The organism is Frigoribacterium sp. 2355 (genome assembly GCF_054060695.1).
Window position 1 is genome coordinate 1 of record NZ_JBSSDL010000013.1, and the last position, 13,157, is coordinate 13,157.

General features: G+C 73.5%; 18 protein-coding genes and 1 tRNA gene. 7 read left to right on the forward strand and 12 right to left on the reverse strand.

The genetic code is table 11. The features are described 5' to 3' along the window. Positions 1–194 precede the first annotated feature (194 nt). From ACVJ1F_RS13165 to ACVJ1F_RS13200, 8 genes are all read right to left on the reverse strand, one after another. A complete protein-coding gene (locus ACVJ1F_RS13165; RefSeq protein ID WP_267658902.1) occupies positions 195–803 on the reverse strand; it encodes a hypothetical protein in 609 nt (202 codons plus the stop codon). Between the two features lie 77 nt (positions 804–880). After that, on the reverse strand, positions 881–1,228 hold the full coding sequence (locus ACVJ1F_RS13170; protein ID WP_456886739.1) for a hypothetical protein: 348 nt from the start codon (positions 1,226–1,228) through the stop codon (positions 881–883). Between the two features lie 65 nt (positions 1,229–1,293). Continuing rightward, the gene (locus ACVJ1F_RS13175; protein ID WP_456886741.1) at positions 1,294–2,343 is read right to left on the reverse strand and encodes an Asp23/Gls24 family envelope stress response protein; all 1,050 of its coding nucleotides are present in this window, start codon (positions 2,341–2,343) and stop codon (positions 1,294–1,296) included. A 97-nt stretch (positions 2,344–2,440) separates the two neighbouring features. Then, positions 2,441–3,043, reverse strand: coding sequence for a hypothetical protein (locus ACVJ1F_RS13180; protein ID WP_456886743.1), 603 nt, complete (start codon positions 3,041–3,043; stop codon positions 2,441–2,443). After that, positions 3,040–3,618 (reverse strand): hypothetical protein, encoded by a 579-nt coding sequence (locus ACVJ1F_RS13185; RefSeq protein ID WP_456886745.1) that lies wholly within the window; start codon positions 3,616–3,618, stop codon positions 3,040–3,042. Before ACVJ1F_RS13185 ends, ACVJ1F_RS13180 begins: the two co-directional genes overlap by 4 nt. Further along, a complete protein-coding gene (locus ACVJ1F_RS13190; RefSeq protein WP_043597627.1) occupies positions 3,615–3,968 on the reverse strand; it encodes a hypothetical protein in 354 nt (117 codons plus the stop codon). Before ACVJ1F_RS13190 ends, ACVJ1F_RS13185 begins: the two co-directional genes overlap by 4 nt. Beyond that, the gene (locus ACVJ1F_RS13195) at positions 3,965–4,153 is read right to left on the reverse strand and encodes a DUF2273 domain-containing protein (protein WP_043597628.1); all 189 of its coding nucleotides are present in this window, start codon (positions 4,151–4,153) and stop codon (positions 3,965–3,967) included. The genes ACVJ1F_RS13190 and ACVJ1F_RS13195 overlap by 4 nt, the downstream gene beginning before the upstream one ends. Beyond that, positions 4,150–4,587, reverse strand: coding sequence for an Asp23/Gls24 family envelope stress response protein (locus tag ACVJ1F_RS13200; RefSeq protein ID WP_056047193.1), 438 nt, complete (start codon positions 4,585–4,587; stop codon positions 4,150–4,152). Before ACVJ1F_RS13200 ends, ACVJ1F_RS13195 begins: the two co-directional genes overlap by 4 nt. 191 nt (positions 4,588–4,778) lie before the next feature. Here ACVJ1F_RS13200 and ACVJ1F_RS13205 point away from each other — a divergent pair, with 191 nt between their 5' ends. Genes ACVJ1F_RS13205 through ACVJ1F_RS13215 form a run of 3 tightly spaced genes read left to right on the forward strand, consistent with a single transcriptional unit; the run spans position 4,779 to position 6,351 of the window. Further along, a complete protein-coding gene (locus ACVJ1F_RS13205) occupies positions 4,779–5,414 on the forward strand; it encodes an RNA polymerase sigma factor (RefSeq protein ID WP_123571924.1) in 636 nt (211 codons plus the stop codon). Then, positions 5,411–6,019, forward strand: coding sequence for a hypothetical protein (locus tag ACVJ1F_RS13210; protein WP_456886748.1), 609 nt, complete (start codon positions 5,411–5,413; stop codon positions 6,017–6,019). Before ACVJ1F_RS13205 ends, ACVJ1F_RS13210 begins: the two co-directional genes overlap by 4 nt. Continuing rightward, entirely contained in the window at positions 6,016–6,351 is a 336-nt protein-coding gene (locus tag ACVJ1F_RS13215; RefSeq protein WP_456886750.1) for a hypothetical protein, read from the forward strand. The genes ACVJ1F_RS13210 and ACVJ1F_RS13215 overlap by 4 nt, the downstream gene beginning before the upstream one ends. Before the next feature lie 99 nt (positions 6,352–6,450). Here ACVJ1F_RS13215 and hxlA read toward each other — a convergent pair whose 3' ends face one another. Next, positions 6,451–7,074 (reverse strand): 3-hexulose-6-phosphate synthase, encoded by a 624-nt coding sequence (hxlA, locus tag ACVJ1F_RS13220; RefSeq protein WP_043597635.1) that lies wholly within the window; start codon positions 7,072–7,074, stop codon positions 6,451–6,453. A 176-nt stretch (positions 7,075–7,250) separates the two neighbouring features. On the opposite strand from hxlA, the gene ACVJ1F_RS13225 reads away from it, so the two are divergent. Continuing rightward, entirely contained in the window at positions 7,251–8,102 is an 852-nt protein-coding gene (locus ACVJ1F_RS13225; RefSeq protein ID WP_456886752.1) for a helix-turn-helix transcriptional regulator, read from the forward strand. A gap of 243 nt (positions 8,103–8,345) precedes the next feature. On the opposite strand, the gene ACVJ1F_RS13230 is transcribed toward ACVJ1F_RS13225, so the two are convergent. Together ACVJ1F_RS13230 and ACVJ1F_RS13235 are read right to left on the reverse strand one after the other, a co-directional pair. Next, positions 8,346–8,418, reverse strand: a tRNA-Arg gene (locus ACVJ1F_RS13230). Positions 8,419–8,506: 88 nt separating this feature from the next. Then, the gene (locus ACVJ1F_RS13235) at positions 8,507–8,797 is read right to left on the reverse strand and encodes a hypothetical protein (RefSeq protein ID WP_056047225.1); all 291 of its coding nucleotides are present in this window, start codon (positions 8,795–8,797) and stop codon (positions 8,507–8,509) included. A 182-nt stretch (positions 8,798–8,979) separates the two neighbouring features. Between ACVJ1F_RS13235 and ACVJ1F_RS13240 the strand changes: the two genes are divergently transcribed. The 3 genes from ACVJ1F_RS13240 (at position 8,980) to ACVJ1F_RS13250 (ending at position 11,915) form a co-directional block, all read left to right on the forward strand. Continuing rightward, entirely contained in the window at positions 8,980–9,567 is a 588-nt protein-coding gene (locus tag ACVJ1F_RS13240) for a helix-turn-helix domain-containing protein (protein ID WP_056047229.1), read from the forward strand. Between the two features lie 8 nt (positions 9,568–9,575). After that, on the forward strand, positions 9,576–10,982 hold the full coding sequence (locus ACVJ1F_RS13245) for an MFS transporter (RefSeq protein WP_456886754.1): 1,407 nt from the start codon (positions 9,576–9,578) through the stop codon (positions 10,980–10,982). Between the two features lie 72 nt (positions 10,983–11,054). Next, complete coding sequence (locus ACVJ1F_RS13250; RefSeq protein ID WP_456886756.1) at positions 11,055–11,915, forward strand: phosphatase PAP2 family protein; 861 nt, start codon at positions 11,055–11,057, stop codon at positions 11,913–11,915. A gap of 53 nt (positions 11,916–11,968) precedes the next feature. Here the strand turns inward: ACVJ1F_RS13250 and ACVJ1F_RS13255 are convergent, their stop codons facing one another. After that, entirely contained in the window at positions 11,969–13,147 is a 1,179-nt protein-coding gene (locus ACVJ1F_RS13255; RefSeq protein ID WP_192124186.1) for a VIT1/CCC1 transporter family protein, read from the reverse strand. Positions 13,148–13,157 lie beyond the last annotated feature (10 nt).

The following is a 13,157-nucleotide window of genomic DNA, read 5'->3' on the forward strand; positions in this document are numbered from 1 at the left end:
TTCGATCCCCCCCCCCAGCAAAGACCACAACACAACGCCCGCCCCCCCCCCCCCCCCCCCCCCCCCCGCCCCGGCCCCCCCCCCCCCCCCCACCCCCCCCCCCCCCCCCCCCCCCCCCCCCCCCCCCGGCGGCCCCCCCCGGGGGGCGGGGGGGGGGGGCCCCCCCCCCCCCCCCCCCTCCTCGAGGCCTCGCGTCAGTCGAGGAAGTCGAAGACGAGATCGAGCGATCGGGCGGGATCGATCGGAGCGGTCGACCCTGCCGGGGCCGCGACGATGACGCTCAGGAGCCCGTGGGGCGTCAGCAGGATCGACCCGCCCCCGACGACCGGCGACCCGTCCTGGGCGGTCGCGACGAAGGCGCGCCCGCCGAAGGCGTCGGCCCGTTCGTCCTCGACCTGCTCGAGCGACAGCCCGTCGACGCCGCCCCCTGCGGGGACCTCGGCGTCCATGCCCGCCTGGTCGAGTTCCTGGACCGTGGCGATGAAGCCGACCCGGGACCCGTCGGCCTCGCTGGTCCACGTGCAGTTCGCCTCGTCGGACCCGATGGTCGAGGTCTCCGCCACGAGGGTCCGCCCCGTCACGAGATCGCCGAGGACGGCCCCCGCCGCCTCGCAGTCGGCCGGCAGGGTGAACTCGCCGGTCGGCTGGTCGGCGGCGTCCGCCGTGGCGGTCGCCTGCCCCGGGGACGACGACCGACCGGCGTCACCGGAGTCGGCACCGCCTCCGGTGCAGCCCGCGAGCAGGAAGGTCACGGCGACGGCTCCGACGACGGTCGAGAGTGCGGGCGTGGTGGTGGTGCGCATGGTGGTCCCCCGGTGCTGCGCCGGACCCCTTCCGACGACCGCCTCAGCCTAGACGGGTCGGTCCACCTCGGGGTGGGTCAGCTGCCGGGCCAGAAGCGGGTGATCAGGTCCTGGATGAACGGGATCAGGTCCTGCACCTGGTCGACGCCGGCGATCGCGACGGCCACGAGGGGCCACAGCGACACCACGAGCGTCGAGATCACGGCCGCCACCCCGAGCACCCAGGCCAGGGCACCGTTGCGCACCTTCACGATGAGCAGAAGCACGACCAGGGCGAGGACGTAACCGATGGCGATCGCCGCGACGATCGAGCCGACGGGCACGTCGAGGGCGCCGGCCGTGCCGCCGTCCGCCGCACCGATCAGGGTGAGCACGGGCAGCAGCACGCCGACGACGATCAGCACGCAGAGGACCACCGAGGTCACCAGGGCCGCCCAGACGGCCCGCGGCCGGGGGCGTCGGGTCGTCGTCGTGGTGCGCCGCCCGAACATCACTTCTCCGTCGTGGCGACGTCGTCGCCGTCGACGACGACCTGCGCGTCGCTGTCGGAGTCGACCTCGACCGTGACCCTTCCGCCGTCGACCGTCACGGTGACGTCGGCGTCGTGGGCGTCGCCCGAGGAGGCGCGGGTGGCGTCGCCGTCCGAGGCCCGGTTCTCGTCCACCGCGTCGGCCACGCCGTCCACGGCGTCGGCGGCCTTCTCGCGGGCGCCGGCGACGACCTCGGACGTCGTGTCCAGTGCGGCGGCGGTGACGTCGCCTGTCGTCGAGCGGGCGTCCTCGCCACGGTCCGCCGCGGAGTCGAGGGCGTCGGCAGCAGCGTCCCGCGCCTGGTCGGCCACGTCGCGGGCATCGTCGGCGACGTCGTCCGCCTTGGCGGCCGCCTCCTCGCCGACCTCGCCCGCGGTGGCCTTCGCCTGCTCGGCGACCTCGCCGGCCTTGTCGCCCAGCTCGCGGGCCTTGTCGGACAGGTCGCCCGCGGCCGTCCGGGCCTTGTCGGACAGGTCGCCCGCGGCGGTCGCGGCGCGGTCGCGTGCCTCGCCGGCGGCGGCCTTGGTCTTCTCGCCGGCCTCCTTCGCCCGGTCGCCGGCGTCGGACACGGTCTGCTTCGCCTTGTCGGCGGCGGCGTTCACCTTGTCGGCGGCGTCCTCGTCCGAGTCGAACGGGCCGTGCACGTCCGTGACGGTGACGTTGACCGTGACCTCCTCGCCGTCGAGCTGCCCGACGGCGTGCTTGACCTGCGTCCGGACGGTGTCGGCGAGCGTGGTGACGTTCGTCGGGTACTCGGCGACGACGGCGATGTCGACCACGAGTCCCTCGTCGGTGGTGCCGGCGCGGACGCCGGGGACGGAGCCCGTGCCGATCGCCGTGCGCAAGGCGCCGGCGAGCCGCTGGGACGCGGTGCCGAGGGCGTGGACGCCCGAGACGCCGAGGACGGTGACGCCGATCGTGTGCTCGAGGACCTCTTCGGGCGAGGTGGCCCGGGTGGACGCCGCGGCGTCGATGTCGATGGGGGTGACGTGGTGGGTGGACTCGCTCATGAGACCGGCCTTTCATCGTGGAACGTGGGTGGGGCGACGGACGGCCCCCGTCCTCGGGTCGAGGGCGAGGGCCGTCCGTGCGGTGGGGCGAGGGAGGTCAGTCGAGCCGCGTCGCGGACGACATCTGGCTGCGCAGACCGCCGTTGATCTGGATCACGACGGGCGTCTCGGTCCCGAGGACGCCGTCCCAGTGGGCGACGGCCTGGTCGATGCTCCGACGGATGTCGGTCGGCGAGACGCCGCGACGCGCGTTCGCGGTGACGCGCAGGACCGACTCGCGCTTGACGCGGAAGGCGGTCACGTCCACCGAGACGATGCCCGGGGTGTCGGCCAGCGCCTCCTCGAGGACCTGTTCGGCGACCTTCGCGTCGACGACCAGGCGACCACCGGTGGTCTGGTCGCGACGCGACCCCTCGTCGACCGTGAGCAACGTGCCGGTCTGGCCGTGTCCCTGTCGCAGGGCGAACCAGGCGAGCAGGACGATCAGCACGAGGCTGGCCACCGCGACCACCCAGAGAATCCACGGCTGGTCGCCGAGTGCGTCGGTCGCGGGGCTCCTCGCATCGGAGGCGCCCTGCGAGACGGTCTCCTGGACGTCGGGCACGAGGGCCCCGACGGCGACGGCTCCGCCGGCGAGCAGGAGCACGAGGCCGATGACGAAGACGACGATGCGGTTCAGAGCGCGATTGGTGCTGTTCATGACCCGACCGTTCCTTTCTCGGACAGCTTGACCTTGTGACGCAGTGCCGGGCTGAAGTCGTAGGCGCCCAGTTCGTCGCGGACGGCCTCGTCGATGCTGCGGACGTCGGTCTGACGGCCGGAGGTGCGGGTGACCTCGATCAGGGCGCTGCGCTTGCCCACGCTGACGCTGACCTGCGAGGGGTCGACGTCGCCGGCGTAGCTCGCGGTGCGGGCCAGCGAGCGGGCGATGACCCGGTCGTCGACCACGGCCACGGTGCGCTCGGCCTTCGCGCCACGACGGCCACGACGGCCCGGCGCGAGCGACACGACGATCAGGACGAGCCCGATCAGCGCGACGACGACCGCGACGGCGGTCAGCACGCCGACCGGAGCACTCGCGGCGTCCAGGGTCGAACCGACGAGGTCGGTCGGAGCCAGGAGCAGCGGAGCCGTCCCGACGGCGGCGAGGACCGCCTCGGTGCCGATCCACGCCAGGACGACGATCAGCAGGACGGCGAGGGTGATGGCGATGCCGGCCCGCGACGAGTGCGTCTCACGGCGCACGATGCGCTTGTAGAGCGATGCGGTGCTCATGCGACGCGCTTCCTCTCTCGGATGTCGGCACCGGTGATCTGCAGGTCGACCTTGTCGATGCTCGACCCGGTCAGCTGCAGCACGCGGTCACGGATGGTGGACTGGGCCGCCGTGAGGCGGTCCAGCAGGGTGCCCGAACGACGCTCGGAGACGCCCAGGGGCGAGACCCGGATGGGGGTCTTGGCGATCACGCTGAGAGCGCCGTCGTGGTCGGCCAGCTCGACCGACACCTTCGACGCGGAGACCTCGAGGGCCTCCGCGGTGACGGCCGAGACGACCCGACGCACGGCCCGTGACGTGATCTTGTTCCGGCCGTGGAGGGCCCGGTCGGCCGTCACCGCCGCGGTCACGACGACCGCCGCCCGCGGAGTGCGTCGGCGAGGCCGCGGACGTCGAGCTTGCCCTCGACGACACGGCCGACGCCGAACCCGATCGCCATGGCGATCGCGACGAACACGAAGGCCCAGAAGCCGAAGGCCAGGGCGGTCAGCGCCAGGACGGCGCCGACCAGCATGCCGGTGGTCGTGGCGGTCACTTGACGCGGCTGTCGTCGGCGTCGTCGTCGTTGTCCTCGGAGGGGATGTACACGTCGGAGACGGTGACGTTCACCTCGGTGACCTCCATGCCGACGACCTGCGAGATGGCGTCGGTGACGGACTTGCGCACGTCGTCGGCGACCTTCTGCAGCTCGACGGGGTACTCGGCGACGATGACGATGTCGGCGGCGACCTGCTTCTCGCCGACCTCGACCGAGACGCCCTGGCCACGGTCCTGCTGGTTGATCACGTTGCGGATCGCGCCGATGGCACGGGCGGCACCGTTGCCCAGGTCGTGGACGCCGCGCACCTCGCGGGCCGCGATGCCGGCGACCTTCGAGACGACGCCCTCGGCGATGGTGTTCTTGCCGGCGGCGTGGGACTGCGTGGTCTTGGCAGCGGCGGTGCTGGTGGAGGGGGTCACGTTGCTCATGGTTGCTCCTTGCTCTGGACCGGTGGGACCGGTCGGTGTCGGGGTGCCCGTGAAGCGGGTCACATCATTCAGACGCATGGGGCACGGCAGGTGTCATGGTGGGTCAGCCAGCTTTCAGGGAACGATTCACCACCACTCACATTTCGGCCATCACGTCCCCCGATCCGGGCACGGGGTGGTAGTCAAGAGGCATGGCGCGGGCCGTCCGGTCCTCGTCGCCGGGGTCCCGCCGCGTCCCGTCCCGCCCCGTCCGATCGCAGGAGGTCGTCATCACCACCGACGACCCTCTCCTCGACGCTGCGGACGCGACGCTGGCCGTGCGGGCCCGCGACGGCGACGTCCACGCCTACGAGGTCATCGCGCGCCGACACGGACCACTGATGCGCGTGTACGCCGCGCGCCTCCTCGGCTCCGACCTCGAGTCGGACGACGTCGTGCAGGACGCCTTCATGACGGCCTGGCGACGCCTGGCCGACCTCGACGACCCGTCGCGGGTGCGCAACTGGCTGATGCGCATCGTCAGCAACAAGGCGGTCGACCGTCTGCGCGTGCGACGCGACCACGACGACGTCGACCGGCTCGAGGTGTCGGCCCCGCGCCACGAGACGCCCGAACGCGTGGTCGAGGCCCGGTTGCAGCTCGACGCCATGTGGTCGGCCCTCGACAAGCTCCCCCTCGACCAGCGACGGTGTTGGCTGTTGCGTGAGACCGCCGACTACTCGTACGCGGACATCGCCGAGGCCCTCGACCTGCCCGTCTCGACGGTCCGGGGCAAGATCGCGCGGGCCCGGGTGTTCCTCATGACCGAGATGGAGGCGTGGCGATGACGACCGACGACCGCTCCCCCCTCGACGTGCCCGAGGACGACGACACGGTGGACGGCATCCCCGCCGACCGCCTCGCGGACTACCTCGACGCCGGGCGCACGCCCCGGGACCCGGCCATCGAGGGCTCGGCGGCCTGCCGCCTGTACCTGCAGTCGCTGGCCCGGGTGCACGACCTGTCCCGCGCCTCCCTCGAGCACGAGGCCCGCCGCGAACCCGACCGGGACGGTGCCTGGATCGACGGCCTCCTCGACTCGATCCGCCGTGAGGTCGTCGGCGGCCGGGAGATCCCGGTCGGCCACCCCGACCCCGCGGTCCGGCTGAGCGTCACCGAGGCCGCAGCGCGCGGGCTGGTACGCCGGGCGGGTGACGAGCAGTCCGGCGTCGTGCTCGGGTCGACGACCTTCGACGGCGACCTGACGACGGCGGGGGCCGACGTGGTCGTGCGGGTGACCGCGGCGGCCCGGTACGGACTCGACCTCGGCGCCGTCGCGGACGAGCTGCGCACCCGCATCACCGAGACGCTGACGCGGCACACCGGCCTGACCGTCGTCCGGGTCGACGTGCTCGTCGACGACGTCTTCGTGGCGAGAGAGGACGACCGATGAGCGACGACCTGCTCTCCCGTTACCTGACCGAGGTGCTGCGCGGCGTCGAGGGCGTGGTCGACGTGTTCGACGCGCACCCCGTCGTCGAGGGGGCGGTGCGGGCCGTCGCGGCCGGCCTCGACCTCGCCGGCTCGACCGGCCTCGTCGAGATCTCGCGGGCGGCCGGTTCGGTGTCCGTCACCGCCCACGTGGCGACCGGACTCGACGTCCCGACGCCCGAGACGCTGGCCCGGGCGGCCGACGCGCTGCGAGGACGCCTGGCCGCCTCCGGCGTGACGGGCGACGACGTCGTGGTGTCGGTCTCGGCCCGCCTGGTCGACGCACCCCGCTGACCGCGGGACGACGAGGAGGCGCGGTGCCGGTCCGACCGACACCGCGCCTCCTGCGCGTCAGCGCTCTCTCGTGAGCCGCTGCGGGTGGTGCTGGTGCTGCTACTTGATGGCGGCGCGGATCTCGGCTGCGGCACCGGCGACGTCGTCGGCCGAGTAGATCGCGGCACCGGCGACGGCGACGTCGGCTCCGGCGTCCTGGACCGAGCCGACCGTGGCGGCCTTGACGCCACCGGCGACCGAGAACGGCACGCCCGAGGCCTTGCCGGCCTCGAGCAGCTTCTCGAAGGTGAAGCCTTCTTCGGCCTGCTCGTCGAGCCCGGCGTGCATCTCGACGAACTCGGCGCCGAGCGCGACGACCTCCTTGGCACGGGCGGCCTTGTCGCCGACGCCGATGAGGTCGACGACGATGCCCTTGCCGTGGGCCTTGGCGGCCTTGACGGCACCGGCGATGGTGCTGTCACCGGCGACGCCGAGCACGGTCACCAGGTCGGCGCCGGCCTTGAACGCCTCGCCCGCCTCGAGCTCGCCCGCGTCCATCGTCTTGAGGTCGGCGAAGACGATCTTGTCGGGGTGCGCCTCTTTGATCGCGGTGATGGCGCGGAAGCCCTCGGCCTTGATCAGCGGAGTGCCGAGCTCGATGATGTCCACGCTCGGCGCGGCGGCGGCGGCCAGCTCGAGGGCGGCGTCGGTGGTCAGGGTGTCCATGGCGAACTGCAGCTTCATGTGGTGCTCCTCGTGGGGGCGACGGGGCCCGATCGGGCCTCTGGTACGTCGTCGATCCCGTTGCCTTCGATCCTGGTCCGACGATGCTGTGAGAGCAGCCCCTCGACGGGGGCGTCCCACCCACCCGTTCGGGTAGGGAGGGTGGCGTCGGGTAGGCGGACGCCTAGGGTGGGCCCATGAGCCACACCATGCACGACGTCCCCGGTCGGGCCGGTTCCGACACCCTGGCCCGCACCCTGGCGTCCGAGCACGCGCGGGCGACCGCCGACCTGGTCGACCGGCATGCGATGACGCTCGAGTCCGTGCTGGCCGCCCTGCGCTCGCGACGCCTCGACGACCGGGCGGCCCGGGCCGAGGCCATCGACGTCGCGGCGGGGGCCCTGGTCGCCCTGAGGACCGGCTCCGACCGCGACCGGGGCACGACCCTCGAGCCGGTCGTCGGCGCCTTCGCGCGCCTCCGGTCCGATCTGCGTCCGCTCGTGCGCTTCGGCGACCTGGACGTCCAGTTCGTCGAGCCGCCGGCGACGGGTCGGGCCCTGCCGGGCGACGTGGCGCACGTGGCCCGGGCCGTCGTCCGGAACGCCGTGCTCACCTTCGTCGACGCGGGTGACGCGCGTCGGGTGCGCATCCAGTGGGACTGCGACGGCCTGAACCTGCTGATCGCGATCCGGGACGACGGAGCGGGCGAGTTGACGGCACACGACGACGCCCTGCGGCCGATCACCGAGCAGGTCTCGGGGGTCGGGGGTGAGCTGACGGTGGCGTCGACCGTGGGGTGGGGCTCGGAGCTCACGGTGCGCCTGCCGCTCGACCCGCCGCCGTCGAACGAGCCGTGGGAGCTGGTCGGGGCTCTGAGCGAGCGCGAGCGCGAGGTGCTGCACCGCGTGGCGGCCGGTGACCGGAACCGCGACATCGCGGCAGCGCTCGGCATCAGCGACAACACGGTGAAGTTCCACGTGTCGAACCTGTTGCGCAAGCTCGGGGCCCGCAGCCGCACCGAGCTCGCCGCCCTCGCCTCGTCCCCCTGACCCGGAGGCGGCACTCTGCCCTCTCGCCCCCTGCGGCCGGCCGAGTGGGCAGAAGATGCCCTTCCCGTCGGGATGAAGGACATCTTCTGCCCACTCGACGACCGGGGCTGGACGGACGCGGCGCGAAGCGCCAAGTCTCGTCGTTCAGGTCCGCGCCGAAGGCGCACGCCGCCGGAGGCGGCCAAACAAGCACCAAGACGAAGAATGGCCCCTGCCGTGTAGGGCAGGGGCCACGCTGAGTCGTGCGCCTGGAGGGACTCGAACCCCCAACCTTCTGATCCGTAGTCAGATGCTCTATCCGTTGAGCTACAGGCGCGTTTCGCTGGCCGATTGGCCAGAGGAAACACTACACGAGGGAGGCGCGGGGCGCGAATCGAGGCCGACCCGCGCCTCCTCGGGTCGTGTCAGTAGGTGTGCTTGCCTTCGCCGTCGCCCTTGTAGTCGCCGATGAGCTCGTCGACCTGGCCGGCCTCGGCCTGACCGGGCTGGCGGGTGGGGACGGCGTCGTCGGCCGGCCCGTCGTCGAGCGAACGGGAGCCGGTGCCGCCGTCGGGGTGGTTCTCGCTGGTGATCTCGACGGGGCGGTCGTCCCTCTCGCCGACGGTGTGGTCGCCGTGACCCTCGCCACTGCTGTTGCCACGACGCTCGAGGTCGGTCTCGTCGGTGCCGTGCGGGTCGTCCGGGGTCTTCGTCATCGGGTTCCTCCTGCGCGCCGGACTGTCCGGCGGTCGTGCTCCGAGCATGCGCCGCGGGTCCGACCTCCGCCCGCGACACCCACCACACTCACGGCTCGAACGGTTGGTCGGCCCGACCACGCCCTCGTCGAGAAGCACAACGACTCTTGCGCAACGGCTCTTGTGCACCTATCGTCGACTCCATGTCCCCCCGAGAGACCTCCCGCAGCACCCTCACCGACGCCGCCTCGATGCGCGTGCTCGCCCACCCGACCCGGTTGCGCCTCCTCGGTCTGCTGCGCGAACGCGGCGCGCAGACGGCCGCCCAGCTCGGAGACGCCGTCGACGAGGCCCCGGGGACGATCAGCTACCACCTCTCGAAACTCGCCTCGATCGACCTGATCGAGGCGGCCGAGCCGCAGACCACCGACCGGCGCGAGCGCTGGTGGCAGGCCACCGCGCAGCTCACCAGCTGGGAGCCCGCCGAGTTGCTCGACGACCCCGACCGCCTCGTCGCCTCGTCCGCGCTGCAGAAGTCGATCGGCCAGGCCTACGCCGCCCGCTTCGGCGAGTACGTCGACGCGATGCCCACCCTGCCTCGCGAGTGGATCGCGGCCGGGGCGAGCGGCGACCGCAGCCTGCGCCTCACCACGACCGAGCTCGCCGCCCTGCGCCGCGACCTCGAGGGCGTCGTCGACCGCTGGCTCGACGTCAGCGCCGCCCACGACCCGGCGGCCGACGACGGCGCCGCGCCGGTCGTGCTCGTCTACCAGGCCTACCGCCGCCCCTGAGGCGCGTCGTGAGCGAGAGCACGCCGGCCGAGGAGGCGCGGGGCACCGACAGCGCCACTCGCGGCGGTCGTCCGGCCCGGCCCCGCGGCGGGCGCACGGGTCACACTGTCCGCACCGGGCGCACCGACCGGGTGGCCCTGTCGTCCCTCGTCGCGGCCCACGCGATCTCACAGACCGGCAACGTCGTCACGGCCTTCGCCGTGCCCTTCTACGTCCTGGGTCTCGGCGGGTCGGGGGCCGAGGTCGGGCTCGCGGCGGCGTTCGCGACGGCCCCGGTGATCATCGGCGGCCCGCTCGGGGGCGTCGTCGTCGACCGGGTCGGGCACCGGCGGGCCGCGATCGTCGCCGACCTCGTGAGTGGCGCGTCCGTCCTCGCGATGCCCGTGCTCGCGCTCACCGTCGGGCTGCCGTTCTGGGCCCTGCTCGCGCTCGTCTTCGTCGGTGGCCTGCTCGACAGCCCCGGACAGACGGCGCGCCGGGTGATGCTGCCCGCGCTGACCGAGCGGGCCGGAGTCCGCATCGAACGCAGCGTGGGGCTCCTCGACGGGTCCGAGCGCTTCGCCAAGCTGATCGGGGCGTCGATCGCCGGGCTCCTCGTCGCCGCCGTCGGACCGGTCGCGTCCCTGTTCGTCAACGCCGCCACCTTCGCCGTCTCGGCGGCCCTGACCGGGGCACTCGTCCCGGTGTCCGGTCCGGCACGGACCGGATCACCGAATCCGAGAGACGACCACCCGACCGACGCCACCGACGCGACCGAGCCGACCCGCGCCTCCTACCGGTCCGACCTCGTCGAGGGCGCCCGCTTCGTCGTCCGCGACCCGCTGATGCGGCTGATCGTCGCGCTCGTGCTGGTCACGAACCTGCTCGACGCCGCACGCGGGTCGACCCTGCTGCCCCTCTACGCCAACGACCGACTCGGAGGCGCGGCCGCCCTGGGACTACTCGTCGCCACCATGGGCGGGTGCGCCCTCGCCGGCAACGTCGCCTTCGGTTTCGTCGCCCACCGGGTGCCGCGCCGCCTCACCTTCGTCGCCTGCTTCACCCTCGCCGGCGGGCCGTCGAGCCTGGCGTTCGCCCTCGGCGCCCCGCTGCCGGTGCTGGTCGCCGCGACCGCGCTCTCGGGTCTCGCCGCCGGCGCCCTCAACCCGATCCTCGGCACGGTGCAGCTCGAGCGCACCCCCGAGCACCTCCGCGGGCGGGTCTTCGGACTGGTCACCGCGGGAGCCTGGGCCGGCATCCCGACCGGCGCCCTCCTCGGCGGGGTCGCGGCCGACACGATCGGGCTGACGGTCGCGTTCGGCATCGTCGCCGTGGTCTACACGACCGTCACGCTCGCCCCGCTCACCGGCGGTCACTGGCGGCTGATGGAGCGTCGGGGCCTGACCGGCGGCCGGCCACCTGCACCCTCGCTGTGAGTCGGGACGGCCCCGGCGCATCGGCAGGTCGGACCGAGCCTGTTTCCAGGCGACGTGTAGTTAGCTCGTCCGGTGACTGCTCACCCGACCTTCTCGACGACGCCTGCCGTCCGTCGACGGGTCACGGGTCGTTGGGTGGTCGCGTCGTCGGCCTCGCTCGTCGTGCTGGCGGGCGTCTACACGATCGCGGTCCTCACCGAGACCGGCCAGTCCATCGAGGACAGCATCCTCCGCTCGGTCGACGGCACCACGTTGTTGCAGTCCGGGGTCGCGCTCGACGCCATCTCTCCCCCGGCCGTGCTGCTGGTCGTCGCCCTCACGATGGTGGTGGCGTTCCTCCGCCGCCGGCCCGGGTCGGCCGTCCAGGCGGGCGTGTTGATCATCGGTGCGACGGTCACCACCCAGGTGCTCAAGCAGCTCGCGCCCCGTCCCGAGCTGACGGGCGAGCTCTACGGCAACAGCTTCCCCAGCGGGCACGTCACGGTCGCCGTCGCCGCGGTCCTGGCGATCATGACCACCTTCGGCCGGCACGCCCGGCCCCTGTTCTACATGGTCGGTGCGGCGTTCGCGGCCGTCGTCGCCGAGCAGACCGTCGCCTTCGGCTGGCACCGCTGCAGCGACGTCGTCGGCGCCTGCGCCGTGGCCCTGCTCTGGCTCGGCCTCGTCCGCATCGCCGCCGCCCGCCTCTCACGTGACCCTCGCGGCCGCGACGACGTGTGCCCCCGGTCGCACGGGGCCACCTCGGTGGTGCTGGGCCTCGCCTTGGTCGTCTGCCTCACCCTGTCGGGCGCGATCTGGAGCATCGGCATCGGCTCCGACATGAGCCTCACGACCTCGACCGGCCAAGGGGTGCTGATGGGCGCGCGCCTCGCCGCGGCCGGCGTCGTCCTCGTCACGTGCTGGATCGCCTGGAAGCTCGACCGCAAGGCCTGACGCGCACGTGGCCCGATCGGCTCAGCCCGCGGCGAGCACGGCCCGCGGCGAGCTCAGCCCGCGGCGCCGGTCCCGAACAACAGCCCCAGCAGGTAGGTCACGGCGGCCGCCCCGAACCCGATTCCGAGCTGGCGCAGCGCCCGCCTGACCGGGCTCGCCCCCGACAGCAACCCGACGACGGCGCCCGTGCCGAGCAGCGCGACGCCGACCAGCGCCGACGCCACGACGACCGCCACGAGCCCGGACAGCCCGAACAGGTAGGGCAGCACGGCGATCACGGCCCCGGACGCGAAGAAGCAGAAGCTCGAGGCGGCAGCGCCGAAGGCCGTGCCGAGGGTCTCGTGGGTGGCGGGCTCGTCGGCCGAGCGCGCCTCCTGGTCCGGGGCGTCCGCCCAGCCGGCCGTGGCGGCGCCCGGTGCGGCCCCCGCAGGAGGCGCGCTCGGCGACGAGGCCCCTCGCCCCGCGCCCGCGAGCACCTCCCGCGCGTGGGTCTCGGCCTCGTCGGGCGACATGCCCCGTGCCCGGTAGACCAGCGCCAGCTCGTTCGCGTCGACGTCGAGGTCGGGCAGCACGTGTCGCGCCGTCGGGTCGGGGGTGGAGGCGTCGAGCAGCTCGCGCTGCGACCGCACCGAGACGTACTCGCCCGCACCCATCGACAACGCCCCGGCGAGCAGGCCCGACAGCCCGGTCAGCAGCACCACGTGGTTCGCGACGCCCGAGGCGCTGATGCCGAGCACGAGCGCCAGGTTGCTGACCAGACCGTCGTTCGCCCCGAACACGGCGGCGCGGAACGACCCCGACAGGCGGTTGCGTCCACGCTCGGCCAGGCCGCGCACGACCTCGCCGTGGATGCGTTCGTCGGCGGCCATCGCGTCGGTGGCGTCGGCGTCGGTCGCGTACGGCGACCGCGCCTCCGCGCTCTGCACGAGGGCCAGAACGAAGATCGAGCCGAAGCGCCGGGCGAGCACCCCGAGCACGCGGGTGCGCAGGTCGGTGCGGGCCGGACGCCCGACGTCGGCGCCGAGCAGGTCCACCCAGTGCTGCGCGTGGCGGCCCTCGGCGTCGGCCAGGGCGACGAGGATCGCGCGCTCCTCGCCGTCCCGGCGGCGGGCGAGGTCGCGGTAGGTCGACTCCTCGGCGCGTTCGTCGGCGAGGTAACGCCGCCAGCGACGCAGGTCGGCGGGGGTGCGGGTGCTCGTGCCGCCGCTGGTGCGGGTGCTGCTCGTGGGCATGGGGACAGTA

What these genes read in the sequence shown, in the direction of transcription:
- ACVJ1F_RS13215 (WP_456886750.1), top strand. Translation starts at nt 6,016, where the DNA reads ATGAGCGACGACCTGCTCTCCCGTTACCTGACCGAGGTGCTGCGCGGC.
- ACVJ1F_RS13175 (WP_456886741.1), bottom strand. Translation starts at nt 2,343, where the DNA reads ATGAGCGAGTCCACCCACCACGTCACCCCCATCGACATCGACGCCGCG.
- ACVJ1F_RS13240 (WP_056047229.1), top strand. Translation starts at nt 8,980, where the DNA reads ATGTCCCCCCGAGAGACCTCCCGCAGCACCCTCACCGACGCCGCCTCG.
- ACVJ1F_RS13225 (WP_456886752.1), top strand. Translation starts at nt 7,251, where the DNA reads ATGAGCCACACCATGCACGACGTCCCCGGTCGGGCCGGTTCCGACACC.
- ACVJ1F_RS13235 (WP_056047225.1), bottom strand. Translation starts at nt 8,797, where the DNA reads ATGACGAAGACCCCGGACGACCCGCACGGCACCGACGAGACCGACCTC.
- ACVJ1F_RS13200 (WP_056047193.1), bottom strand. Translation starts at nt 4,587, where the DNA reads ATGAGCAACGTGACCCCCTCCACCAGCACCGCCGCTGCCAAGACCACG.
- ACVJ1F_RS13210 (WP_456886748.1), top strand. Translation starts at nt 5,411, where the DNA reads ATGACGACCGACGACCGCTCCCCCCTCGACGTGCCCGAGGACGACGAC.
- ACVJ1F_RS13185 (WP_456886745.1), bottom strand. Translation starts at nt 3,618, where the DNA reads ATGAGCACCGCATCGCTCTACAAGCGCATCGTGCGCCGTGAGACGCAC.
- ACVJ1F_RS13205 (WP_123571924.1), top strand. Translation starts at nt 4,779, where the DNA reads ATGGCGCGGGCCGTCCGGTCCTCGTCGCCGGGGTCCCGCCGCGTCCCG.
- ACVJ1F_RS13180 (WP_456886743.1), bottom strand. Translation starts at nt 3,043, where the DNA reads ATGAACAGCACCAATCGCGCTCTGAACCGCATCGTCGTCTTCGTCATC.
- hxlA (WP_043597635.1), bottom strand. Translation starts at nt 7,074, where the DNA reads ATGAAGCTGCAGTTCGCCATGGACACCCTGACCACCGACGCCGCCCTC.
- ACVJ1F_RS13255 (WP_192124186.1), bottom strand. Translation starts at nt 13,147, where the DNA reads ATGCCCACGAGCAGCACCCGCACCAGCGGCGGCACGAGCACCCGCACC.
- ACVJ1F_RS13165 (WP_267658902.1), bottom strand. Translation starts at nt 803, where the DNA reads ATGCGCACCACCACCACGCCCGCACTCTCGACCGTCGTCGGAGCCGTC.